Below are 24503 nucleotides of genomic sequence, written 5' to 3'. Positions count from 1 at the left end.
GGGTTCACCTCTCCAGGGTTCGCAGCCAGGGTTCGATGGCTCCGGCGGCGAGCGGCGCGTGGTCCTCCAGGATCGAGAAGTGGTCGGCGGCGACATCGACGCTCCGGTCCGCAACCTCCCAATGACGTTGCGGCGCGGCCGAATCCGTCGTCGCGGCGGCGCGTACGGCCAGGGTCGGGACGTTCACCGTCGCGGGTTTCCACTCCTCGAACAGCCGTAGATAGTTCGCCATGGCGAGCAGGTTGGCGTCGGTGACCACCACGCCCTCGGGATCGCGCGCGAGGATGTGATGCATGGCCCAGCCGAAGGTGTCCTGCCGCCCGCCCGGTTCCGGGTCGAAGGTGTCGATCAGGACGAGTCCACGCGGCGGCCGCCCGGCGCGGTCGAGCTGTTCGGCCACCGAATGCGCCAGCACTCCCCCGATGGAATGGCCCAGCAGCACGTACGGCGCGTCCCCGCAGGCCGCCCCGACCGTCTCGGCCACTGCCTCGATCGCCACCTGCCACGACGACGGCAACGCCGCCGCGGCCCCGAACCCGGGCAGGGTCAGCGCGAACGCCCGCGGTCGCCGCCCGAAATGCGTTGCCAGCCGGACGAATTGATGCGGCCCCGACCCCGCCAGAAACGAGGGCACGCACACCACGATCGGCGTCTGTCCCTCGCACACGAGCGTGGCCGCGGTTCCGTGCGCGATCCCGGCCGTCGAATCGAACGTGGGCCGGTATCGCGCGGCCGCCGCCAGCATGGTCGCCGCGCCGACGAGATCGCCCGCCACATCGGCGCGCCGCACCAACGCGCCCAAGGTCTGCCCGGCCCGTGTCTCGGGGCGGGTCACCCGGGGCCCGTCCGCGTCCAGCCAGAACCGACGCCGCTGAAACGCGTAGCCCGGCAATTCGATTCGATGATAGGTCGGCCCCGGCGGATACTCTGCCGTCCAGTCGACCCGAGCCCCGGCCGCGTAGGCCGCCGCGATGGCGAGAGCCGGATCCGCGTGCCCGATCACCACGGCGCCCTCGACGCCGTCCAGGGCACGCACGGTCGGGGCCTCCTCCGCGCCGAGTTCGAGGAACGTCCGATAGCCCGCCGTCGCCAATGCCGAGATATCGGCAGCCGCCGGGGCCTCGAATCGCGTTGACCCGGTGGCGATCTCGCGCGCGCCCTCCGCGATCGACAGCGTTCCGTCGATGACCCGAGCGGCGATCACCCCCGAGCCCGCCGCGAGCACAGGGTGGGCTCCGGGAAGGCGCTCCGCCCACATCGCGGCGGCCGCGACGACCAGGGCGAACAATCCCTCCTCGGCGGCGGGTCCCGCCACCGAGGGATCGGCGCCTCCCGCGGCACGCAGCGCGCGAGCGCATTCATCGAAGCGATCGGCGAAAACCGGTGATGCCGAACGCAGAACACCGGCGGCCCGCCGCCAGTCGCCTCCCGGACTGATGACGAAGGCGACCCGATGCCCACCCTTGGTACCCGCCCCGCGCGCGATCCCGTTCCCGTACTCGGCCCGTACCGGAACCGGCTGCGTGGCGAGGGTGTCCAGCGCCGCGCGGAGTTCGGACACCGACGACGCCACCAGCGCGGCCCGGTGTTCGAGGTGCGCGCGAGTGGTGGCCAGCGCGTGGGCGAGGTCAACCGTACGGTTACCGGGAATGGAGGCGAGATGGTCCGACAAGGCGCGCGCCTGAGCCGCCAACGCCCGCGCGGTGCGCGCCGACAATGGAAACAGAAGGGGCGCACCGGGTTCGGGGCCCGGACGCGTGATCTCGGGCGCGGCCGGAGCCTCCTCCACGACGAGGTGCGCGTTGGTGCCGCTCACCCCGAACGCCGACACCGCCGCGCGGCGGGCCCGGTCCGGGCGGGCGGGCCACGCCCGTTCGTCGGTGAGCAGCGCCAAAGCTCCTGTGGACCAGTCGATTTCGGGGCTCGGCTCGTCGACGTGCAGGGTGCGCGCCAGAACCTGGTGTCGCAGGGCCATGATCGTCTTGATGAGCCCGCTGGCGCCCGCCGCCCCCTGCGTGTGCCCGATATTGGATTTGATCGACCCGAGCCACAACGGCCGATCCCCCGGCCGGTCCCGGCCGTACACGCCGAGCAGCGCGTTGGCCTCGATCGGGTCGCCGAGGGTGGTCCCGGTGCCGTGCGCCTCGACCGCGTCGATATCGCCGGGGCGCAGGCCCGCGTCGGCGAGCGCGGCCCGGATGACCCGTTCCTGCGCGGGGCCGTTGGGCGCGGTGAGGCCGTTGCTGGCCCCGTCGGAGTTGACCGCCGAACCGCGTAGGACCGCGAAGATCTCGTGTCCGTTGCGCCGCGCGTCGCTCACCCGCTCGAGCAGCACCAGCCCCATGCCCTCCGACCAGCCGGTGCCGTCGGCGGAGGCGGCGAAGGATTTGCAGCGGCCGTCGGGGGCGAGCGCCCGCTGTCTGCTGAACTCCACGTACACCGTCGGCGTCGACATGACGGTGACGCCCCCGGCCACCGCCAGATCGGTCTCCCCGCGCCGCAGCGACTGCATGGCCAGATGCGTCGCCACCAGCGACGACGAACAGGCGGTGTCGATGGTCAGGGCCGGTCCGGTGAACCCGAAGACGTACGCGACCCGGCCGGACGCGACGCTGCTCAACATGCCCATCCCCCACCGGCCCAGCAGCGCGTCCGCGTGCTTGGCGGCCAGCCAGGTGTAATCCTGATACATCAGGCCCGCGAATACCCCGGTTCGGCTGCCGCGCAACGAGTTCGGGTCGATCCCGGCGTGCTCGCACAGCTCCCACGTCCCCTCCAGCAGCAGCCGCTGCTGCGGGTCCATGGCGGGCGCCTCGCGGGGGCTGATCCCGAAGAACTGCGGATCGAAATCGGCCACCCCGTCGAGGAATCCGCCGTGCCGGACGTAGGAGGTGCCGCGATGCCCGGGGTCGGGGTGATAGAGGGCCGCCAGATCCCAGCCGCGGTCGCCGGGGAATTCCGCGATGGCGTCGCGGCCGTCGGCGACCAGCTCCCACAACTGTCGCGGGGTCCGTACCCCGCCCGGATACCGGCACGCCATGCCGACCACCGCGATCGGTTCGCCGCCGCGCTCGGCGTCGGCGCGCAGCCGCGCGTTCTCCTTCATCGAGGCCCGCAGCGCGCGAACCAGTTCCTCGGTGTCGACGGCCATGACGGTCAGCTCCTTCGCTCAGTCCTCCGCCAGCGCCAGCCGCACGAGCGCCTCGGCGTCCATGCTGTCCAATTCGTCGGCGGGGTCGGTCGGGTCGGGGTCGGGGGGCGCCGGGAAGAGGCGGGCGTCGAGGTAGTGGGCGATGGCCTCGGGGGTGGGGTGGTCGAAGACGACGGTGGCCGGGATGGTCAGGGCGGCTTCGAAGTTGAGGCGGTTGCGTAGTTCGACGGCGGCGAGGGAGTCGAATCCCAGGTCGGTGAAGGCTCGTTCGGGATCGACCGCGTCCGGTGACGGGTAGCGAAGCACGGTGGCGACCTCGGTGCATACCAGGCGCAGCAGCTCCGAAAGGCGTTCGGCGCGTGGGAGTTCCGCCAGCCGGGTCGCGAGGGCGCCCGCGGTGGGTGCGGACTCGTCGCGCGGTACGAGCCCGGACAGGATGGGCGGCACCGCGACTCGGGGTGTGCGCAGTGCGGCGAGGTCCAGCCGGATCGGGACGACCACGGGGTTGGTCGACCGCGCGGTGGCGTCGAACAGCCGCAGGCCGTCGGTGCGGTCCAGTTCCAGGACGCCGGTCGCGGCGAGCCGCGCCTTGTCGGCGGCGGACAGCTCCCCGGTCATCCCGCTGGGTTGCGCCCACAGTCCCCATGCCATGGACACCGCGGCCAGTCCCTGCCGCCGCCGCGCGATCGCCAGCGCGTCCAGAAACGCGTTGGCGGCGGCGTAATTCGCCTGTCCGGGCGCGCCGAGCACACCGGCGGCCGAGGAGAACAGCACGAACGCCGTCAGATCCAGATCGGCCGTCGCCTCGTGCAGATGCCAGGCGGCGTCGACCTTCGGCCGCAGCACGCGGGCGAGCCGGTCACCGGTCAGCTCCTCGACCACCCCGTCGTCCAGCACCCCCGCCGCGTGCACCACCGCCGCGAGCCCGTCCCCGGCCCGGATATCGGCGATCAACTCGGTGACCCGATCCCGGTCGGCCACATCGCAGGCCACGACGTCCACGTCGGCCCCGCTCCCGGTCAGCCTCCCCACGAGCTCGGTCACCCCGTCCGCCCTCGAACCGCGCCTGCTCACCAGGGTCAACCGCCGAACCCCCTGTGCCACAAGGTGTTCGGCCACCGTCGCGCCCAGCCCGCTGGTTCCGCCGGTAATGAGCACCCGGCCGTCGAGCCCGCGCCACGGCGACGACTCGCCCGATCCTCGCACGGGCCGCACGCGCGGCACGAACACCGTCGCCCCGCGCACGGCGAACTGGTCGATCCCCGATCCCACGACCCGCCCGACGCCCTCGATGTCGATCGCCCCCGTCACATCCGCGAGACCGAACCGCCCGGGGTGCTCGTTCTGCGCGCTGCGCACCAGCCCCCAGACCGCCGCCGCCCGCGGATCGACCGCATCCCCCGCGCCGACGGCGACCGCGCCCCGCGTCACGAACACCAGCCGCGACGACCCGAACACGCTGTCGGACAACCACTCCTGGATCAAACGCAGGGCGCGGGCGGCGAGCTCGCCGGTCTCACCCGGCACATCCACGCTCGGTTCCGGAAGCCCCGCACCGATATCCACGAGCACCACGCCCACATCCGTCGGCAGGGCCTCCGCGTCCGCCACCAGGGCCACCGGCGGAACGGCACCGGTGACGGCGTCCTCGACCGCCTCCCACACCAGCCCGTACAGCGCGTCCGGTTCCCGCGCCGCCGCGAGCTGCGCCACCGACACCGGGCGCGCGATCACCGCGTCCACCGACATCACGACGGCCCCGGACTCGTCGACCGCGGTCATGCCCACCGCGTCCTGCCCCGCCGCCGACAACCGAACCGTCAGCGTCTCCGGCGATCCGGCCGCGAGCCGCACGCCCGACCATACGAACGGCAGCCACGCCGTCTCGTCGTCGGAGCGGGCCAGGAACGCCGCGTGGAAGGCGGCGTCCACGGTGCCCGGATGCACGAGGAGTTCGCCGCCGGGCTCCGGTTCGAGCCGCGCGTACACCTCCTCCTCGTGCCGCCACACCTGCCGCAGCCGCTGGAAACTCGGCCCGTACCCGAGCCCCCGCTCGGCCAGCCGCGCGTACAGCCCCCTGATGTCCACCTCCTCCGCCTCCGGAGGCACCGCGAACGTCTCGCCCTGCCGGACAACACCATTCGCCGTCGGCGACTCCCGCCGCGCGTCGTCGGCCCGCACCGTCGCCGAGGCGTGCCGTCGCCAGCCGTCGCCCGCGTCGGTGTGCACCGTCAGCGACCGGTGCGTCGTGTCGATCACGCGGACGCGCACCTGGACCGCCACCGCCGCGTCGGGCGGAATCCACAGCGGCGCTTCGGAAGTCAGCTCCTCCACGACCGGGAAGCCCAGCAGCCGACCCAGGTGCGCGGCGATCTCCACCAGCGCCGCGCCCGCGACGACGACCGTGCCGAAGACGGTGTGATCGGCCAGCCACGGGTGCTCGGCGACCGACCAGTTGCCCAGGAACAGGTGTTCGCCGTCTGGCAATTCCACCGCGCCCTCGAACAGGGGATGCGGGGTGGCGGTGACGCCGCGCGTGGCCGGGGCCTCGGGGCGGGGATCGACCCAGAACCGTTGGTGCTCGAAGGGATACGTCGGCAGCGGCACCCGGCGGCCGCCCGGCGGGAGGGTCGCGGCGAGATCGACGGGCAGTCCGGTGGCGTGCGCGCGGCTCACCGTCGTCAGCACGGTCGCGGCCTCCGGGCGGCGGGCGCGCAGGGTGGGCAGGACCAGAGCGGTGTGGCCGATCTCGGCCAGGCCCTCGCGGGCCAGCACCGACAGCGCCCCGCCGGGGCCGACCTCGAGGAAGGTGTCGACGCCCGCGTCGGCGAGCCAGGCGATGCCGTCGCCGAACCGCACGGTGCCGCGCACGTGCCGCACCCAGTAGTCGGCGGTGCCGAAATCGTCGGCGGGCGCGCCGGTCACATTGGCCACCACCGGGATTCGGGGTGCGCGCGGGGTCACCGTCGCGGCGACCTCCGCGAAGTCGGTCAGCATGGGTTCCAGCAGCGGCGAGTGGAAGGCGTGGCTGACGGTGAGCCGTTTGACGCGCCGCCCGCGCGCGGCCCAGCGCTCGCCGACGGCGGTGACCTCGGCCTCGGAGCCGGAGACGACGACCGCCGCGGGGCCGTTCACCGCGGCCAACGCCACCCGGCCGCTCAGATCCGCGGACACCTCCGCCTCGGTCGCCTCCAGCGCGATCATCGCCCCGCCGCTCGGCAACGCCTGCATCAACCGCGCGCGGGTGGCGACGAGACGGCAGGCGTCGTCCAGATCGAGCACGTCGGCCACATGCGCGGCCACCAGCTCGCCGATCGAATGCCCGATGAGGTACGCCGGTCGCACGCCGAAGGATTCGAGCAGCCGGTACAGCGCCACCTCCACCGCGAACAACGCGGCCTGGGTGTACCCGGTCCGATCGAGCAGTTCCTTCTCTCCCGCCACGATCTCGGCGAGGGGCCGGTCCAGATGCCGGTCGAGTTCCGCGCACACCCGCTCGTAGGCCGCCGCGTACACCGGGAACCGTTGCGCCAGTTCGGTTCCCATGCCCACGTACTGCGCGCCCTGACCGGGGAACATGAGCGCCGCCGACGAGCGCCCGTCCAACCGGATCCGCTCGGACACCACCGACCCGCCCCCGCGTCCCTCGGCGAGCGCCGCCAGTCCGGCCCGCAATTCCGCTGTGCCGGAACCGATCACCGCGGCGCGATACTCGAGCTGGGCGCGCGTCGTGGCGAGGCTGTGGGCGATGTCGAGGGGATGCTCGGGCCGCGACTCCAGCCACTCCCCCAGCCGCCGAGCCTGTTTCGCGAGAGCCGTGGGCGTGCGGGCCGACAAGGCCCAGAGCAGCGGGCCATCGTCCGAACGGTCGGGAGGTGTCGGTGCGTCGACGGCCGGGGCCTCCTCCACGATGACGTGCGCGTTGGTGCCGCTCACCCCGAAGCCCGAGATCCCCGCGCGCCGTGGGCGTCGCGGATCGGCGGGCCAGGGCCGCGCCTCGGTCAGCAGCGCCACCGCCCCGGCGTTCCAGTCGACCGCGCGGCTGGGCCGGTCGACGTGCAACGTGCGGGGAAGCGTGTTGTGCCGCAACGCCATCACGGTCTTGATGAGTCCGCTGGCCCCGGCCGCGCCTTGGGTGTGCCCGATATTCGATTTGATCGAGCCCAGCCACAGCGGTCGCTCGGCGGACCGGCCCCGCCCGTAGGTCGCCAGGATGGCGTTGGCCTCGATGGGGTCGCCCAGCATCGTCCCGGTGCCGTGCGCCTCCACCGCGTCGACGTCCCCCGCGCCCAGTCCGGCGTCCGCGAGCGCCGCCGTGATAACCCGTTCCTGCGCGGGGCCGTTGGGCGCGGTGAGGCCATTGCTCGCGCCGTCGGAATTGATCGCCGAGCCGCGCAGGATCGCGTGGATCTCGTGCCCGTTGCGGCGCGCGTCGCCCACCCGTTCCAGCAGCAGCAGGCCCATGCCCTCGGAGAAGCCGGTGCCGTCGGCGGCGTCGGCGAAGGATTTGCACCGCCCGTCCGGCGCCAGCCCGCGCTGCCGGGAGAACTCGATGAACAGGCTCGGCGTGGCCAGCACCTGCACCCCGCCCGCGATGGCCAGCGCGCTCTCCCCGCGCCGCAGCGACTGCATGGCCAGATGCACCGACACCAGCGACGACGAGCACGCGGTGTCGACGGTGAGCGCGGGCCCGGTGAACCCGAAGGTGTAGGCCACCCGCCCGGAGGCGACGCTGCTCATCTGGCCCAGCCCCCACCGGCCCTCCAGACCCGCCGACGCGGGCCGGGTGAGATAGGCGTAGTCGCTGCCGCACACGCCGAGGAACACCCCGATCGGGCTGCCGCGCAACGCCTGTGGGTCGATTCCGGCGTCCTCGCACAGCGCCCAGGTGCCCTCCAGCAACAGCCGCTGCTGCGGATCCATCGCGATCGCGTCGTGCGGGCTGATGCCGAAGAACTGCGGGTCGAAGTCCGCCACGTCGGGCAGGAAGCCGCCCGACCGCGACGAACTCGTCCCCGGATGCGCGGGATCGGGATGGTAGAGCGCGTCCGGATCCCAGCCCCGATCCCGGGGGAATTCGCCGATCGCGTCGCCGCCCGCGGCCACCAGCTCCCACAGCCCCTCCGGCGAGGTCACCCCGCCGGGATACCGGCACGCCATCCCGACCACCGCGATCCGGTCGTCGTCGTCGCCTCCAGCGGCCGGAACCGGTTGCGGCGCGGGCGTTTCGGCGACCGGCTCGGCCAACCCGGTGCATTCGAGCAGATACCGCGCGACCGCGCTCGGATTCGGCTGATCGAACAGCATGGTCAGCGGCAGATCGATGCCGGAGGACGCCTTCAGGTTCTCCGTGAGCGCCAGCCCGGCCAGCGAGTTGTAGCCGTAGTCGCGGTAGGCGCGGTCCGGCGACACCTCGTGTGGCGGGCAGCCCAGCAGCGCCGCCGTCTCGGTGAGCACCAGATCCAGGCACACCCCGAACCGGTCGTTCGGGGCCGCCGCGGCGACGCGGCGCGCGAAATCCGAAGTCGGCGTGGTGGTTTCCGGCGAGTCGTTCATCCTCGTGCCCTTCGATGAGAGGTCGCGGCCGCGGGGTCGCTCAGACGATCTGCCTGCGGATCAGCCGCGGGTGGCGGTCCTGCGCGGCCAGCACCGACGACAGCGCCCCCGCGCCCAGGAACGCCAGCGGTTCCGGCGGGAACGGCTTCTCCTTGCCGTGCACGAACAGCAGATTGCTGTAGGAGGTGTCGCGGCCCAGGATCAGATCCCGCAGCACCTTGCCGGTGGTGTGGGTGAGCGCGATCCCGTTGCCGCAGAAGCCGTGCGCGTAGAACCGGCCGTCGCCCAGCGCGCCCACGTGCGGGACGACCTCGCGGGTGATGGCCACGCAGCCGCCGTAGGTGTGGGTGAACGGCACGTGCTGCCACATCGGGAAATACCGGCGCAGCACCGCGTGCAGCGCCTCGCTGGCGTCCGGGTTGTCGATATTGCGGGGCACGTCCATGTCGCGGCGGAACCGGTAGTGCGCGCGCCCGCCGCCGAACAGCAGCCGGTTCCCGGCGGTGAGCCGGCCGAAGACGATGAAGTTGCCCGCCTCCACGAAGCCCTCCCGCTCCGGCCAGTGCACCGCGCCCAGCTCGTCGTCGGTCAGCGGGCGGGTCACCGCGGCGTAGCTCCACACCGGCACCACCTTGCGGCGGAACTCGGCGAACTGATGCTGGTAGGCGTTGGTCGCGTACAGCACCTTGGTCGCGGTCACATCCGCCTGCGGGGTGCGCACCACATGCCCGCCCGCGACCGGCTCCACCGCCAGCGCCCGGGTCTGCTCGTAGAGCGAGACCCCCGGCAGCGCGGTCACCACGCGGAACAGCCCGCGCGCCAGCCGGTGCGGATTGATCAGCGCGCCACCGACTTTCACCGCCGCCTCGATGGCGGGCGAGCCGATCCGGTCCCGCGCCCGGGTGCGGTCGAGCAGGTCCAGGCCCGATTGCGCGCCCAGCCGCGCGGCCAGTTCGAGGTCGCGTTCCAGCAGCCGGATCTGATCGGGGTTCGACGCCACCTGGTAGTAGCCCGCGGATTCGAATTCCGCGTCGATGCCCTGTTTGGCGCAGAACCGGTTCAGCTCGAGGATCGACTTGCCCACCGCCGCGTAGGCGAGTTTGGCGCGTTCGGTGCCGAACCGGTGCACTAGCGCGCCGAGGCTGTGCCCGATGGTGGGGGTGACGAATCCGTCGTTGTGCCCCGACGCGCCCGCCCCGGCGTAGTCCTCCTCCACGATGACGATCTCGAGCCGCGGATCGGCCTTCTTCAGGAAGTGCGCGGTCCACAGCGCGGTGTAGCCGCCGCCGACGATGCAGACATCGCAGCGGAGGTCCTCCCGCAGCGGCGGGCCGGGGGTCACGGATTCGGTTTCGCGCCAATAGATCTCGTGCTTCACCGCGGTGCCGGTGGGAGCCGGTGCGATGTCGGTCATCGGATGTCCCTTCCTCAGAGCAGCGGGGTGGTGGGCTCGAGCCCGAGCAGGCTGCGGCCGTACGCCTCCGCGCCGATGCCCGGCTGCACCAGTCCGTGATTGGCGAACGCCAGCACATCGCGGTGGAAGCGCTGGAAGTGGTTGCTGGTGCGGATCACCGAACCACCCGCGGCGGTGTACAACTCGTCGACCACCTCGCGCGCGAGCCGCACCGCGAATCCGGTGTGGCCGCGGATGGCCAGCTTCTCGTCCACGGTCGGCTCCACGCCCGCGTCGGCGCGCTCCTGCAACAGCGCCGCGCACCGCTCCACCAGCCCCTCGGCGGCGGCGAGTCTGCTTGCGGCGGTGCCGATCTGGACCTGCGTGATCGGATACTGGGCCTGATCGAACCAGGTGGTGTAGGTGACGGCCTTGCCCGGCACGCGTTCGAGCAGCAGATCGTAGGCGCCGCGGGCGGTGCCGACGATGGCGGCGGCGGCCTCGATCAGCACCAGGCTCATGAACGAGTACCCGCGGCCGGGCGCGGCGGCGTTGGCGCGGCTGGGGTCGCCGCCGAAGAGCATCTGCTCGATGGTGATCACCCGATGTTCGGGCACGAACACATCGGCGGCGGTGATCGTCGCGCTGCCGGTGCCCGCGGCCGCGCTGACCTGCCAGTCGTCGACGATCATGAGCTGCGCGGTGGGCACCGCGGCCAGCAGCTGCCCCCAGCTGCCGTCGGCGCGTTGCAGCGCGCCGGGGATGAAACTCCAATCCGCGCCGCGGCATCCGGACGCGAACGGGCACGCCCCGTTGAGCTTGTAGCCGCCGCCGTCGGCCTCGGTGAACATGCTCGTCGGCGCGACGCTGATGGAGAAGCGGGTGTCGGTGTCGGCGAACACCTCCTCCTGCGCGCGGTCCGGCAGCAGCCCGGCCAGGTAGGCGCCCGCGGTCGCGGAGTTCGCGACCCACGCCGCGGAGCCGCAGCCGCGGCCGATCTCGGCGAGGAGCTGGGCGATCTGGGCGACCGGCAGATTCAGCCCGCCGAACCGTTCGGGCACCGCGGCCCGGAACACCCCGGCCTCCTCGAGCAGTCGCAGGGTCGCCTCGGGCAGCCGCCGCTCGGCCTCGGCCTGCACGCCGTTGGTGCGCAGGGCGGGGACCGCCGCCCGCACCGCCTTGCGGACCGAATCGAAATCCGTTGTCGTGGAATTGGTTTGAGCTGTTGATGTCACCGGGTCTCCTCGTTCACCATGGTCGGGACACGTCCGAAAGATGCGCTGGGGTAACAGGTATGGAATTCGATACGCCGACTCCGTTCGTCGCGACCACGGCCACGGTGACCGCCGGGCAGGTCCGCGCCTACGCCGCGGCCACCCTGCAAGCCGACCTCGGCGCCGACGGCGGGGTGCCGCCGTTGTTCGCGGTCGGCGCGCTCGCCGGTCCCGCCCTGGAGGAACTGCGCGCCCGCCACCTCGGCCGCCCGGGTCCCACGCTCGTGCACGCCGAGCAGACCGTGCGGCTCGGGGCCGCGCCGCGGATCGGCGAGACCGTCGGGATCCGCGCGCGCATCGGCGCGCTCGTCGATGTCGGACCGGCGCCCGCGCTCGTGCTGGAGGTGTGGATCGCCGACACCGTCGGCCACGCCACCGTGCTCATGCCCGACCTGCCCCGGGTGCATCGGGCCGCGTCCCGGCCGCCGCGACCCGAGATCGGCGCGGCCCTGGGCGATTTCGAGATCGCGTTGCCCGCCGAACTGGCCGCCCGCTACGCCGACGCCACCGGCGACCGCAATCCGATCCACCTCGATCCGGCCGTCGCGCGCGCGGCCGGGCTGCCGGGCGTGGTGCTGCACGGCATGGCCACCTACGCGATCGTGTGGGCGGCGGCGCGGCGCATCCTCACCGACGCCGGGGTGGACGGCGAATTCGTCGGCTCCCGAACACGTTTCGCGCTTCCGGTGCTGCCCGGCGCGGCGCTGGCGGTGACGGTGCACCGCACCGGGGACCCGGCGCTGGTGGCCGTCACCGCGCGGCAGCACGGCCGCCGGGTGCTGCGCGACACCTACCTCACCCTCGACCGCCCGATCGGCTGACGCGCCCGGGGTCATCCGCACCACCGGACGGCGGCCGCGGAGGCCATGTCCCCGGCGTGCGCGAATCCGGCGAACACCACCAGATCGCCGTCGGACACCGCGCCCGCGCGCAGCGCGCGATCGAAGGTCACCGGCACCCCGGCGGTGTACAGGTTGCCGAACTCCTCGAAGGAGTCGATGTGCCGCTCCTCGGGCACGCCGAGGGCCTGACGCCAGTTCGCCAGGAACATCTTGTTGGGCTGATTGGTGATCAGCACGTCGATGTCCTCGGTGGCCACCCCGATCTGCTTGCACACATCGGTCACCGCCTCGGGCACCAGCCGGTTCCCGCGCGCGATGATGTCGCCGAGCTTGTCCTGCGGGAAGCTCACCATGAGCTCCTCGGTGCCCGGCGCCCAGTACTTGCGGGTGCCGGTCAGACCCAGGTCCCGCGCGTACTCCGGGGCGTGGATCACGCTGGCGCCCAACAGTTCCGAGCCGCCGCCCGCGCTCAGGTAGGCGACGCCGCAACCGTCCCCGGCGACCGCCGCATAGGGGCTCTTGCGCACCTTGGGCTGGGCGAAGAACTGCCCCGCGCCGTTCTGCACATTGCACAGCAGCGCCGTGCGCGCCGCCCCGCTCGCGATCATGGTGTCGGCCAGTTTCAGCATGTACCCGAACGACGCGCAGCCGCCGTTGTGCAGGTCGATGATCCACCGCGGGCGGCAGCCGAGCAGGTCGGCGGTCTCCGCGCCCGATCCGGTGATCGGATGGTCGGGCAGCATGACATTGGTGATCAGCAGATCCACCGACCCTTCCGGTTCGGTCCCCAGCCGCTCGAACATCGGGCGCGCCGCGGCGGCGATCATCTCCGCGGCCCGTTCGCCGTTCACGTGATGACGGGTCGCGGGCGCCTTGAACAGCGGATTGCTGGCGATCGGGCTGGCCAGTTCTTCCTCGGTGAAGAAGAACGTCGCCGGCACGGGCGGGCCGGGCAGATAGCTGCCGACGTCTCGGATCCCTGTGGGCATATCTCGTCCGTTCTCGAAATCAGCAGCGCTGGAAGATGATCCGGGCCAGGCCCGCGTGCCTGCGCCGGAACACCTCGATCGACACCAGCAGATAGCGTTCGTAGCGTTCGACGGTCTCCTCGCCGACCAGGGCCACGGCCTCGGCGCGGCGGGCGCGCAGCTGGTCCAGCCACACCTCGCAGGTGCGGGCGTAGTGCGGGGCGTCGTTGCGGACGCTCACCACGTCCAGCAGGCCCTCGCTGGCCGCGAACACCTCCGCGAACCACGGCACCTCCGACTCCGGGAAGATCCACCGGTTGACCCGGATCATCTCGCGCTGGATCGACCAGTCGGCGTTCGTATTGTGGCCGCGCACAATGGTTTGCAGCCCGAGCCGCCCGCCCTCGACCAGCCACTCCCGGCAGCGGGTGAAGAACTGCCGGTAGGCGTCGATCTTGCGCTCGCGGCTCATGCCGAGGTTGGCGAAGTGCTCCATCGCGCCGATCGACACGATGGCGTCGTAGGGCGCGTCGGGGCGATGGGCGTTCCAGTTCTCCAGCCGCAGATCGCAGCGCTCGTCGGCCCACGCGGCGGTGGTCGCCAATTGCGCCGCGCTGAGGGTCAATCCGGTGATGTGCCGTACGTCGTGGGTGTCGCGCAGCCGCCGCACCATCGCGCCCCAGCCGAAGCCGACATCGAGCACGCGCTCCGCGCCGGGCGCGTGCGCGCCGACGGCGAGGTAGTCGTGCTTGCGCTGCTGGGCGCGTTCGAGGGTGTCGCCGTCCTCCCACAGCGCGCACGAGTACGTCATGCTCGGGTCGAGCCAGAGCCGGTAGAACTCGTTGCCCGCGTCGTAGTGATGCTGGATGGCCTCCGTGGAGGCCCCGAGATAGTCTGTGCCGGTGGTCATTTCGCACCTCCGCGAGCCGGGGCCGGACCGGTGCGCGCGATCCGCCCGAGCCGTTCCATCCGAGCCGCGAGGGTGATGGAGCCCTCCAGCCGGAACGGTGGCGGCCGCCGCCCGTCGACGTCGTCGAATCCGTATTTCGTCGCCAGATCGCCCACGGCCAGCCGCTGTCCGCTGTAGTCGGCGAGCTCGGGATCGACGCTCAGACTCGCCACCGCGCGGCCCACGTACTCCGGGGAGTGCGCGATCTGGGCCGGGCCCTCCCCGACCAGATCCCACGCGCCCGCGACCCGTTCGGTGCGCACGAACCCCGGGTGCAGCGCGACCGCGGTGACCGCGGTCTTGCGCAGGTCGTAGGCCATCCCGACGACCATCCGGTCGGAGCCGTATTTGGCGATGTCGTACGGGGTCTGGCCGAGGTAGACCTCGCCGTCGGTGAACGACACGTTCACGATCAGCCCGGCGGGAGCGGTCATCAGCAGCGGGGCGGCGAGGCGGCTCACCGCGAACTGTCCGCGCAGCGATCCGGCGAACAGGTCGTAGCGCCACATCGGCTGCTTCCAGAACGCCGCGTGGAACGGCGCCTCCTCGCTGAACCGCTCGTAGCCCGCCCACGCGTTGTTCACCAGCAGGTCCAGCCGCCCGCCGGTGCCGGCGGCGATCGTGTCGAACAGCGCGGCGTTGTCGGCGTCGTCGGTGTGGTCGCAGCGCACCGCGATGCCCTTGCCGCCGCGCGCGGTGACCTGGTCGGCGGTGTCGTCGACGGTGCCCGGGATGCCCTCGGTGCTGCCGCCGTCGCGGGTGCTGCGCCCGGTGACGTACACCGTCGCGCCGCAATCGCCCAGCGCCAGCGCCACGCCCAGGCCCACGCCGCGGCTCGCGCCCGTCACCAGGGCCACCCGCCCGGACAGATCCGGTGGTTGCCAGCTTCCGCTCGTCGTCATGGTCAGCTCCCCTTCGTCGCGGTCGCGGAGGCGGATTCGTTCGCCCAGAACTTCAGGCTGTTGCGGTAGGCGTCGCGGTCGCACGGGAACTCGACGCCGAGGCGTTGTCCCAGTTCGGTTTTCGAGGTGGGCAGGATGCCGCCCGCCTCGAAGGTCATCTCGCTGACGTCGATGAGCACCTTGATGAACGACCGGGTCAGCGGATGCAGCTCCGCCAGCGGCACGGGCAGCGGCCGCCGGGGATCGACGATGGTCAGCTCCCCGAGATCGCGGCCCTGCGAGGCGGCGTGCTCGATCAGGATCTCCCGGCCCTCGGGGACCGTCATGGCCTCCGAACCATAAGTGAGCCAATAGATCTGGCCACGCAGGTCGTCGGCGTCCACCGCCCGCACCACCGCCTCGACGGTCACGTCGAGCGGCACGAAGTCGAGCAGATTGGTCGGATGCGCGGGCAGGTACGGCGCCTTGCCCCGGCAGATGAACTCCGACATCACCTGCACGATCTGGCGGCGGCTCGACGCCCCGGTCCGCGAGTCCCCGACCAGGTTGGTGGGCCGGAAGATCGAGTACGGCACCCCGCTCGCGGCGAGCAGCTTCTCCGCCTCGAGTTTGGACCACACGTACGGGCGCACCACATTGTCCGCGGCGACGCCCGCGAGCCCGGTGCGTTCGATGCCGTGGACGAAACAGGTGCTCAGATAGTGGATGGGCGCCCCGGCGCGGCGGGCGAAGTCGATCACCCGCGCGGTGCCGTCGATATTGATGTCCTGGTAGCGGGCGCGGTCCTGCCCCCAGGTGGTGAGCGCGCCGGAGTGCACGACGACGTCGGTGCGTTCGGCCAGTTCGTGCCAGCGCTGTTCGGTCAGTCCCAGCCACGGCCGGGACAGATCGCCGTGCACGACCTCGGCCACCTCGGGCAGTTCGGTGTCGGAGTGCACCAGTCCGGTGACGTGATGGTGGGCCAGCTCGGCGACCAGCGCGCGGCCGATCACCCCGGACGGGCCGGTCACCAGGATATGTCGTTTCCGTTGGGCGGCAGGGGAATTCATACGGCCTCCGACTGTTGGAGTTGCACGGTCGCGACCGCCGCGAAGCCGCCCTCGGCGAGCAGCTGCCGACAGCGGTGCCGCTGGATCTTGCCGCTGGGGGTGCGCGGCAGCGCGTTGCGGCGCAGGAAGACGCACTCGTCGAGGGTCAGCGCCGCGGCGGACATGGCGGCGGTCGCGGCGCGGCGGGCCACCGCGTCGTGATCGATGCGCGCGCCGCCCGTTTCGAGCAGCAGGGTCAGCCGCGAGCGGCCCGGGAGCTGGGCGTCGACCAGGGTGGAGCAGCCGAACCGCAGTTCGTCCGCCTCCTCGATGGCCTTCTCCACCTCGCGCAGGTACACATTGCGGCCCGCGACGGAGATCATGTCGTCGCTGCGGCCCACCGGATACAGGTGCCCGTCCACGACGAATCCGAGGTCCCCGGTGTCGAACACGCCGTCGACGAACTGCCGCCGCGTCCGGTCCGGGTCGCCGTAGTAGCCGGTGGCCAGCGACGTCGAACGGAACCTGATGGGCGCCAGGCGATCTCCGCCGGGGCGGGGTTCGATGAGCTCCATGCCGTCGCAGACCGTGCCCGCGCTCACCACCTTGGTCGCGCCCGGGGCGCCGGGATCGACCCGGCGCAGCCGACCGGCGGCCAGGGCCACCGAATCCATGGCGACGAACCGGGGTTCGTCGCTCATCGGGGTGGCGGTGACGGCGAGGGTGCCCTCGGCCAGGCCGTAGGCGGGCATGAGCGCCTGCCGCCGCAGCCCGAAACGGCCGAGGTCGGCCACCGCGGCCTCGAGCACCTCCCAGTGCACCCGTTCGGCGCCGATGATGGCCGCCTTGAGCTGCGCGAGCGATCCGGGCAGCGTCCTGGCGCGCAGCGCGGTGACCCGCGCGGCGACCTGGAGGGCGGTCGGGCTGCCCGCGGTGTAGTGCGCGCCGTAGCGGGCGATGTCCTCGAACCAGGTGCGCGGTGACATCAGAAACCGTTGCGGCGTCGAGTAATACGTGGTGACGTCGTTCCACCAGCCGCTGAGCAGCCCGCCGAACAGGCCCATGTCGTGCGACCACGGCAGCCAGGTGGCGCCCGTCTCGCCGGGTTCGGCGGCGGTCAGGCGCGCCAGCATGTCCAGCTGCGCCGCGATCGCCCGCGGGGTCAGCATGCAGCCCTTGGGCGTTCCGGTGCTGCCGGAGGAGTACTGGATGAACGCCATCTCGTCGTCGCCGGGCGGGGTCGGGTCCACCGCGTCGCCGTCGGCGGCCAGGTCCTCGAACGCGTGCGCCGGGACCGTCGGGTGCAGCGGCCGCGGCAACCCTGCCAGGGTTGCCGAATCCGCCAGCAGCGCAACGGGTTCCAGATGGTCGCAGATGGTGCGCAGGTGTTCGGCGTAACCCTCGGGGTCGGTGCCGGGCACCCGGACCGGGAGGGAGGCCACCGCCGCCCCGCACATCCAGCCCGCCGCCAGGGCCCGGGCCGCGCCCGGGCCGTTGGCGAGCACGACCGCGACGCGCGTGCCCGGCCCGACGCCGAGCCGCCGCAGCGCCGGGACGGTGCGCTGGGCCTCGGCGACCAGGTCACCCCAGCGCACCGAGGTGTAGCCGCCGTCCACCCAGAACCGGGCGCACGAATCGTAGGATCGCGCGTCGGCGATCAGTCGCTGCCACAGACTCATTCGACATCCGCTACGTCGACCGGGGCCAGATCCTTCGTGCTCGCCTGCCCCCGCTCGGCCAGCGGGCGCGAGGGCTGATGCGGGGCGGCGCGGCCGCTGCCCACGCGGGTGAGCCCGTCGGCGCGCATCCGCACCTTCTCCGGGTCGATGCGCACGACGTCCCAGGCCAGGTGCAGCTTCTCCAGCGTGTAGATCGTGATCGCGCTGAGATCGATTTCCCACCAACGGAATCCGTGCCGCGCCGAGCGCGGGAACGCGTGGTGGTTGTTGTGCCAGGACTCGCCGAACGACGGCAGCGACAGCCAGAACACGTTGCGCGATTCGTCGGCGGTGTCGAAGCGGCGGTGCCCGAAGTAGTGGCCGATCGAATTCACCGCGTAGGTCACGTGATTGCCGATGAACATCCGCACCAGACCGCCCCACAGAATTCCGGTGAGGAATCCGGCGAGGGTGCCGCCGGTGAACGCGAATCCGAGCACGCCCGGCAGCAGCAGTCCGGCCAGCACCACCGGCACGAATCGGATGGACAGGAAACGGATATCGGCATCGCGGCACAGATCGGGGCAGTAACGCACCGGATCCGAACTCAGATCCTTGTCGAACAGCCACCCCAAGTGGGAATGCCACAGTCCCTTGAGAACTCCGCGAATCCCGACCTGATCGTCGAAATACGGCGAATGCGGATCACCCGGCTTGTCGGCCACCCGGTGGTGGCGGCGGTGGTGGGCCACCCAGATCAGCGGCGGACCCTGCCCGGCCATGGCCCCGGCGGTCGCGAAGAATATCTTGATCGGCCGGTAGGTCTTGAACGAGCGGTGCGACAGCAGCCGGTGATATCCGATGGAGACGCCCAATCCGCCGATCACGCTCATGATGACGAAGACCGCGATATCGGACGGGCCGACCAGGGAATTCCACAGCAGCACCATCGCCGCGAGCACGCCCGCGAACGGTAACAGGGACGCGACGAGAATATAGATGTAGTGTTCGCGACCGTTCATCGAGGCACCTCCTCTTCCGAGGGGTACTTCTCGGCCAAGATCTCATTGGCGAGATCGACGAGCGCGCCCAGCGTCTTGACGTCCGCCGCCCGGGCCGGATCGAATTCGATCTCGTAGTCCTCTTCGATTTCGAAGACGATCTCGGCGGTTTGCAGGCTGGACAGGCCGAGGTCCTGCAAAGGAGTCTCCGCGGTCAGCACCAGACCGGCCGGGAAATTCCCTTTGAGCTTCTGCTTGATCTTGGTTTCGACCTCTTCGAGAGTAATCACTGATCAGCCCCTTTTCGATCAACAGTTAAATGCGCCGGAATGTGCCGGAGGATTTGCTGACGGCGTTGTCTGCCGGACACGGATTGAATTGGCCGACTCGGGATTCGAGTCTCCCCCGGACCATGGGACGCCGGACTTCGATCACGGTACTGCCATCTCGAAGAACGTGTCAACGCTGGACAGCGAGGTCTGTTTACGGTAGTCCGGCGATCTTGATATATGGTTCCCCATGCGTTGCCGCCCGGTCCGCGGCACCCATTCCGGCGTTTCTTACTCCTCGGTCGAAATCGATGGGTTAAACCGTTATAGAACCAGCGAGAGCCTGGTCGGCAGGGCCGCGGCGGCGAAATGATCAACACCGTTGCTACGGGTGGGTTACCGAGTTTGCACGCGGTCGCCGTCCTGCGGTTTCCGGTCGGCGTGCCCCCAGTCAATGGGGCTGGACAGACGCGGGGTGGCCGAATTCGAAAACGATCAGTTTTCACTCGAAAAATCGCTCCTCCGGGTACGGTTGACTGCGGACCGAGCGGACTGGTTCACTCGTACCGGTGGGTGGCGTAATCGCACCACACCAGATATCGGGGAGGTCGCTATTGCCCGCGTCGAATCGACCCCAATGCAGATTGATCGTCATCGTGAGCGATCACGATCAGGTAGCCGCGGCCGCCGCGCGCGCATTGACCGACCTCACCGGATCGGCGCGGTTCGGTCCCCGACCGGCCCCCGAACCCGACCGCGAGGAGTACCGGCAGGTGCTCGCGCGGGCTCGGCGCTTCCTCACCCTGGCCACCCCCGACGACACGTTCCTGCTGGTCGAGGCGCCCACGCTCGAGCGGATCCCCGACGCGCTGGCCGCCGCGGGCGTCGACGCGGGCGTGCTGACGCTGCTGGTCGTCGATCACGCCGAGCACCGCTACCGCGTCACCGATCCGGCCGTGCCGGAGCGGCGGCTCGCCGAGCTGGCGGCCGCGCTGCCCGAGACGATCGTGTTCGAGCCCTCCCCGACGACCGTGCAGATCTACACCGATCCGCACGTCGACCCGTTCGTCGCGCTGGAGCGGTTCACCCCGCGCTGGCGGCCCGCGCAGGACTGGGTCGTCACCGCCGACATCGCCTGCGCCGTCACCGATTCCGTGCACGCGCACCGCACCGACCGGTTCCGGCCCGACCTCGGCCGCAGCACCGTCGCCGCCGCGCTCGCGGAGTTCCTCGACCAGCGCGCGGGCGACGCGTGGGGCCTGCACTACTACACCGGTTCGGTGGTCGCCTCGTTCATCGACGATCTCGCCGAACACGCACGCGCACAGGGCAATCCGGTCGTGCGCGGCCCGAGCGAGCACAGCCTGGCCTGCTCGGCGCTGGCGCGCTGGTCGCTGGACCGCGCGCCGTTCCTCATCGTCACCACCAGCGGGATGCACGACGAGTTCCGCGGCACCCTCGCCAATCTGCACCGCGCGGCGGCGCCGGGGTTCATCGTCTGCGCCGATTCCCGTCCCGGACAATGGTATCCGTTCCAGGGCACCATCCACCGGCACGAGGATTCGCGAACGGCGTTGCGGGCCAGGGGTTTCGCGCTGGTGCACATCGCGGTCGCGGCCGACATCCCGCGTGGGCTGGCCGAGGCGTTCGCCCACTTCCGGGCGGGGCGCGGACCGGTGCTCATCCTCGCCTCCCGCGACGTGCTGCAGGTCTCCGGCGAACTCGAACCGGTCGAGGTCGCGTCCGTCCCGCCCCGCGCCGATCCGATCGAGGTGCGCCCGAGCGCCTTCGAGGATCTGGTGGGCCTGCTCGGCTCCGCACCGAAGCGGCTGCTGTGCCAGCCCGCCGAACTCACCGACACCGGACGCGACCTGATCTACGCGCTGGCCGCGAAAACCGGTATGGCGCTGGCGGATTCGCTGACCCGGCCCGGCGCGGTGGGGGCCTACCATCGCGGCGCGCCGGTGCCGGAGTTCCTGGGCACGATGAGCCTGTACGGCTACTCGTCGCGCGTCTACGAGTACCTGCACGCCGACGGCCGGGTGCGGCCCGCCGCCGACCAGGCGCTGTTGTTCGTCGACACCCCGATCGCGGAGATCGACACCCCGTTCTCCGAACCCGCGCTGCGGCGGCTCGCCCCGGCCCAGCTGGTGTCCGACGAGCGCGACCGCGCCCCCTTCGCGGGACCGGTCGTCACCGGGCACATCGAGAAGACGTTGCGCGCGTTGCTCGATCGGGTCGACGTCGACCCGGGGGTGCTCGCGCATCGCCGCGCGGCGATCGCGTCCACCACCGACTCCCGCTCGGATGTGATCGGGCTGCTGCCGATCCGGCCGATGACGATCAACTACTTCATCCGCCGCCTGCGCGCGGAGCTGGTGCGGCTCATCGAGGACGAGAACTACGACTACGTCGGCGTCTATGACGTGGGCCGCGCGGGCCTGTCGGCCACCTGCAATCTGCCCCGCACCGGAGTCGGCTACTCGGGGTGGTTCGGGCGCGCGCTCATGGGCGACGGTTTGCAGGCGCTGCCCGGGGTGATCACCCGCCGCGACACCAATGTGCTGGCCTTCATCGGCGACGGCGCCGCGGCCCTCACCCCCGACATCGTGCCGACGCTCGTGCAGCAGATCGCCGTCGACGGGTCGCCGTTCGCGCACAACCTGAGCATCTTCCGGTTCGTCAACGGCGGCCACTCGGTGATCCGCACCTACCGCGAGAGCCATCGGCTCGCCGCGATCGGCACCCAGACCAGCGTGCTCGGCTTCCTCGACGACGACTGGGACCGCACGGTCGGCGAGCTGAACGTGCGGCACCGCCGGGTGCTGTCCTTCGACGACCTCGACCCGGACCGGTTGACCCGGCCGCACAGCATCGACCTGTACAGCGTGCTGCTCGGGCACAACAACGAGGGCGACGGGCTGTCCATGATGTCGGCGTTCAGCTGGCAACGCGACGAATTGTCCGGGCGCGCACTGTCTCTGGCGGGTGTGCTGCCGGGTGGGAGGCCAACGTGAAATTCGGTTTTCTGGTGCATCCGGTCTCGGCCGACCAGCAGCACATGATCCGCGCGGCCACCCTGCTGACCGCGACCATCGCCGGCCGCGCCGGGCGCGGTCCGGCCGCCCCGTTCCTGCCGGTGCCCTCCTTCGGCCGGGTCGTGTCCCCGACGGGCGCGACCTGTTCGGGCGAGGTGCGCTACATCCCCTACACCGCGCCGGATCTGCTGGGCCGGGTGTCGGATTCGGTCGCCTACGTGGTCGAGCAGGTGCGGTCGCTGCGCGCCAACGGGGCCGAACTCGTCGGATTGGGCGGGGCCACCTCGATCATCGGCAATCGCGGCGTGCGCATCGCCGAACAGGTCGACATCCCCGTCACCAGCGGCAACTCCCTCACCGTGCACGCCGCGCACCGCATGCTGCACCAGGTGCTCGACGCCTCCGGCGAGGCGATCGAGGACGCGGCGATCGGGGTGGTGGGCGCGCCCGGCGCGATCGCCAGCGCCCTGGCCGCCCTCGCGCTGGCCGACGGGGCCTCGGTGGTGCTGGCCTGCCGCAAGGGACGGGTGAATCCGGAGCAGATGCTCGCCGACTTCCCCGAACGGGATCGGGCCCGGGTCACGATCACCGACGATCTCACCGACTGCCTGGCCCGCACGTCGATCGTGCTGGCCGCGTCCTCGAGCGGCGGCATCATCGCCGAGTCGGCGCTGCGGCCCGGCACGGTCGTCATCGATGTGGCGCTGCCCCGCGACGTGGTCCGCGCGGAGCGGCCGCGCGCGGACGTGCTGCTGCTCGACGGCGGTCTCATGGCGGCGGGCACCGCGCTGGGCGCGGGCTTCGGGCTGAGCGAACAGCTCAACGGCTGCCTCGCCGAGACCATCGTGCTCGCGCTGGAGGGCCGGGCCGAATCCTATTCCCTCGGAAGGGAACTCGATATCGCGCGGGTCGCGGAGATCGGCGCGCTCGCCGCGCGGCACGGCTTCCGGGTCGCCGCCCCGGCGGCGCTCGGCAGGCCGTTGCCGTCGGGGCGGCTCGCCGAGTTCGCGGCCGTGCGCGGGCGGGCCCGCACCGTCGGCGGCGACGGCGCGCTGGCCCGGCAGCGCTTCGCCCGGCACATGAATCCGCAAGTGGGCGCGATGTATTCGGTGCACGGCATCGATCGGGTGTTCACCGCGGGCCACGGCGCGGTGCTGGCCACCGCGGACGGCACCGAGTACCTCGACTTCGTGGCGGGCTACGGCTGCCTCAACGTGGGCCACAACCATCCCGCGGTCACCCGCGCGGCGCGCGGCTTCCTCACCGGCGGGCAGCCCACCTTCGTGCAGTACACCTCGGTGCCCGCCCGCACCGGCGAACTCGCCGAACGGCTCTGTCACCTCGCGCCGGGCGCGATGGAACGGGTCTTCCTCAGCAACTCCGGCACCGAGGCGGTGGAGGCCGCGCTCAAACTGGCCCGCGCCGCCACCGGGCGCACGCGAATCGTGTACGCGGACAACAGTTTTCACGGCAAGACCCTGGGCGCGCTGTCGGTCACGGGCCGGGAGTCGCATCGGGCCCGGTTTGGGCCGCTGCTGCCCGACTGCGAGCGGGTGCCGTTCGGCGACGAGGCGGCGCTGCGGGCGGCGATCACGGGCGCGGCGGCGTTCATCGTCGAACCCGTGCAGGGCGAGGGCGGTGTCATCGTCGCGCCGCCGGGCTACCTGGCCGCCGCCGCGCGGATCTGTCGCGAGGCGGGGGCGCTGTTGATCGTGGACGAGATCCAGACCGGGCTGGGCCGCACCGGCACGCTGTTCGCCTGCGAATCCCAGCTCGTCGAGCCCGACATCCTGTGCCTGGCCAAATCCCTGTCCGGCGGGCTGGTGCCGATCGGGGCGACGCTCAGCTCCGCGGAGGTCTGGGACGCCGCCTACGCCTCCCCCACCCGCGCCATCGCCCACACCTCCACCTTCGGCGGCGGCAACTTCGCCGCCGCCGTCGCGCTGGCCACCCTGGATGTGATTGTGGGCGAGGAACTCTCGGCGCGCGCCGACCGGCTCGGCAAGCGGCTGCGGGCCGGACTGGAACGGGTGTGCGCGCCGTTCGACTTCATCGCCGAGACGCGCGGGGTGGGCCTGATGAACGCGATCGCCTTCGATCCCGGCTACTTCGCGGGCGCGACCGGGGCGGCGGTGTCGGAGGCGCTGACCCGGCTGCCGGGCGGGCTGTTCGACCTCGCCGACACCCTGCCCGACGCGGTGCGCGACAGCCTGCGGCAGGCGGGCGCGGCCGTCGAGGGGGCGCTGACCGATCTGCTGTGCATGCGGTTCGTGTCCGCGCTCGGTTCCGACCATCGCATCCTGACCTTCATCACCGCCAACACCAATCAGGTCATGCGCATCCAGCCACCGCTGGTGGTGGACGAGGCCGATATCGACCGCTTCGTCACCGCCGCCGGGGAGGTGTGCGGCGCCCTGCAACACCGGCTCGGCCGCGGAACCCCCTAGCCGGGTTCGGACGAACCCGACACGCCC

General features: G+C 71.6%; 14 protein-coding genes. 3 read left to right on the top strand and 11 right to left on the bottom strand.

The features are described from left to right. Positions 1-4: 4 nt before the first annotated feature. From ACWDSJ_RS02885 to ACWDSJ_RS02870, 4 genes are read right to left on the bottom strand one after another with little or no spacing between them, the layout of a single operon-like run. Positions 5-3160 (bottom strand): alpha/beta fold hydrolase, encoded by a 3156-nt coding sequence (locus ACWDSJ_RS02885; RefSeq protein WP_450029023.1) that lies wholly within the window; start codon positions 3158-3160, stop codon positions 5-7. Between the two features lie 9 nt (positions 3161-3169). Continuing rightward, the gene (locus tag ACWDSJ_RS02880) at positions 3170-8707 is read right to left on the bottom strand and encodes a type I polyketide synthase (protein WP_450028955.1); all 5538 of its coding nucleotides are present in this window, start codon (positions 8705-8707) and stop codon (positions 3170-3172) included. A gap of 40 nt (positions 8708-8747) precedes the next feature. Further along, entirely contained in the window at positions 8748-10121 is a 1374-nt protein-coding gene (locus ACWDSJ_RS02875; RefSeq protein WP_450028954.1) for an NAD(P)/FAD-dependent oxidoreductase, read from the bottom strand. 14 nt (positions 10122-10135) lie between these two features. Beyond that, positions 10136-11335: an acyl-CoA dehydrogenase family protein gene (locus ACWDSJ_RS02870; protein ID WP_450028953.1), complete on the bottom strand. Its 1200-nt coding sequence runs from the start codon at positions 11333-11335 to the stop codon at positions 10136-10138. 59 nt (positions 11336-11394) lie between these two features. On the opposite strand from ACWDSJ_RS02870, the gene ACWDSJ_RS02865 reads away from it, so the two are divergent. After that, positions 11395-12195 (top strand): MaoC/PaaZ C-terminal domain-containing protein, encoded by an 801-nt coding sequence (locus tag ACWDSJ_RS02865; RefSeq protein ID WP_450028952.1) that lies wholly within the window; start codon positions 11395-11397, stop codon positions 12193-12195. An 11-nt stretch (positions 12196-12206) separates the two neighbouring features. On the opposite strand, the gene ACWDSJ_RS02860 is transcribed toward ACWDSJ_RS02865, so the two are convergent. Genes ACWDSJ_RS02860 through ACWDSJ_RS02830 form a run of 7 tightly spaced genes read right to left on the bottom strand, consistent with a single transcriptional unit; the run spans position 12207 to position 19012 of the window. Beyond that, the gene (locus tag ACWDSJ_RS02860; protein WP_450028951.1) at positions 12207-13205 is read right to left on the bottom strand and encodes a 3-oxoacyl-ACP synthase III family protein; all 999 of its coding nucleotides are present in this window, start codon (positions 13203-13205) and stop codon (positions 12207-12209) included. Positions 13206-13224: 19 nt separating this feature from the next. Further along, positions 13225-14094 carry a class I SAM-dependent methyltransferase gene (locus ACWDSJ_RS02855; protein WP_450028950.1) on the bottom strand — a complete coding sequence of 290 codons (870 nt, stop codon included), beginning with the start codon at positions 14092-14094 and terminating at the stop codon, positions 13225-13227. Further along, positions 14091-15035: an SDR family NAD(P)-dependent oxidoreductase gene (locus tag ACWDSJ_RS02850; RefSeq protein WP_450028949.1), complete on the bottom strand. Its 945-nt coding sequence runs from the start codon at positions 15033-15035 to the stop codon at positions 14091-14093. Before ACWDSJ_RS02850 ends, ACWDSJ_RS02855 begins: the two co-directional genes overlap by 4 nt. A 2-nt stretch (positions 15036-15037) precedes the next feature. After that, positions 15038-16045 (bottom strand): SDR family oxidoreductase, encoded by a 1008-nt coding sequence (locus ACWDSJ_RS02845; protein ID WP_387357764.1) that lies wholly within the window; start codon positions 16043-16045, stop codon positions 15038-15040. A 35-nt stretch (positions 16046-16080) separates the two neighbouring features. Then, positions 16081-17742, bottom strand: a complete 1662-nt coding sequence (locus ACWDSJ_RS02840) for an AMP-binding protein (protein WP_450028948.1) — start codon at positions 17740-17742, stop codon at positions 16081-16083. Then, positions 17739-18743: an acyl-CoA desaturase gene (locus ACWDSJ_RS02835; protein ID WP_387357760.1), complete on the bottom strand. Its 1005-nt coding sequence runs from the start codon at positions 18741-18743 to the stop codon at positions 17739-17741. Before ACWDSJ_RS02835 ends, ACWDSJ_RS02840 begins: the two co-directional genes overlap by 4 nt. Next, positions 18740-19012 (bottom strand): acyl carrier protein, encoded by a 273-nt coding sequence (locus ACWDSJ_RS02830; protein WP_387357758.1) that lies wholly within the window; start codon positions 19010-19012, stop codon positions 18740-18742. Before ACWDSJ_RS02830 ends, ACWDSJ_RS02835 begins: the two co-directional genes overlap by 4 nt. Before the next feature lie 635 nt (positions 19013-19647). Here ACWDSJ_RS02830 and ACWDSJ_RS02825 point away from each other — a divergent pair. Next, positions 19648-22008, top strand: coding sequence for a hypothetical protein (locus tag ACWDSJ_RS02825; RefSeq protein ID WP_450028947.1), 2361 nt, complete (start codon positions 19648-19650; stop codon positions 22006-22008). After that, positions 22005-24476 (top strand): aminotransferase class III-fold pyridoxal phosphate-dependent enzyme, encoded by a 2472-nt coding sequence (locus tag ACWDSJ_RS02820; RefSeq protein ID WP_450028946.1) that lies wholly within the window; start codon positions 22005-22007, stop codon positions 24474-24476. The genes ACWDSJ_RS02825 and ACWDSJ_RS02820 overlap by 4 nt, the downstream gene beginning before the upstream one ends. The last annotated feature ends 27 nt before the right edge of the window (positions 24477-24503 follow it).

The sequence above is a fragment of the Nocardia sp. NPDC003482 genome, from assembly GCF_053588115.1.
The sequence above is the reverse complement of the archived record's forward strand: the minus strand, read 5'-3'. Positions and strand labels throughout refer to the sequence as shown.

What these genes read in the sequence shown, in the direction of transcription:
- ACWDSJ_RS02850 (WP_450028949.1), bottom strand. Translation starts at nt 15,035, where the DNA reads ATGACGACGAGCGGAAGCTGGCAACCACCGGATCTGTCCGGGCGGGTG.
- ACWDSJ_RS02840 (WP_450028948.1), bottom strand. Translation starts at nt 17,742, where the DNA reads ATGAGTCTGTGGCAGCGACTGATCGCCGACGCGCGATCCTACGATTCG.
- ACWDSJ_RS02855 (WP_450028950.1), bottom strand. Translation starts at nt 14,094, where the DNA reads ATGACCACCGGCACAGACTATCTCGGGGCCTCCACGGAGGCCATCCAG.
- ACWDSJ_RS02880 (WP_450028955.1), bottom strand. Translation starts at nt 8,707, where the DNA reads ATGAACGACTCGCCGGAAACCACCACGCCGACTTCGGATTTCGCGCGC.
- ACWDSJ_RS02860 (WP_450028951.1), bottom strand. Translation starts at nt 13,205, where the DNA reads ATGCCCACAGGGATCCGAGACGTCGGCAGCTATCTGCCCGGCCCGCCC.
- ACWDSJ_RS02835 (WP_387357760.1), bottom strand. Translation starts at nt 18,743, where the DNA reads ATGAACGGTCGCGAACACTACATCTATATTCTCGTCGCGTCCCTGTTA.
- ACWDSJ_RS02865 (WP_450028952.1), top strand. Translation starts at nt 11,395, where the DNA reads ATGGAATTCGATACGCCGACTCCGTTCGTCGCGACCACGGCCACGGTG.
- ACWDSJ_RS02875 (WP_450028954.1), bottom strand. Translation starts at nt 10,121, where the DNA reads ATGACCGACATCGCACCGGCTCCCACCGGCACCGCGGTGAAGCACGAG.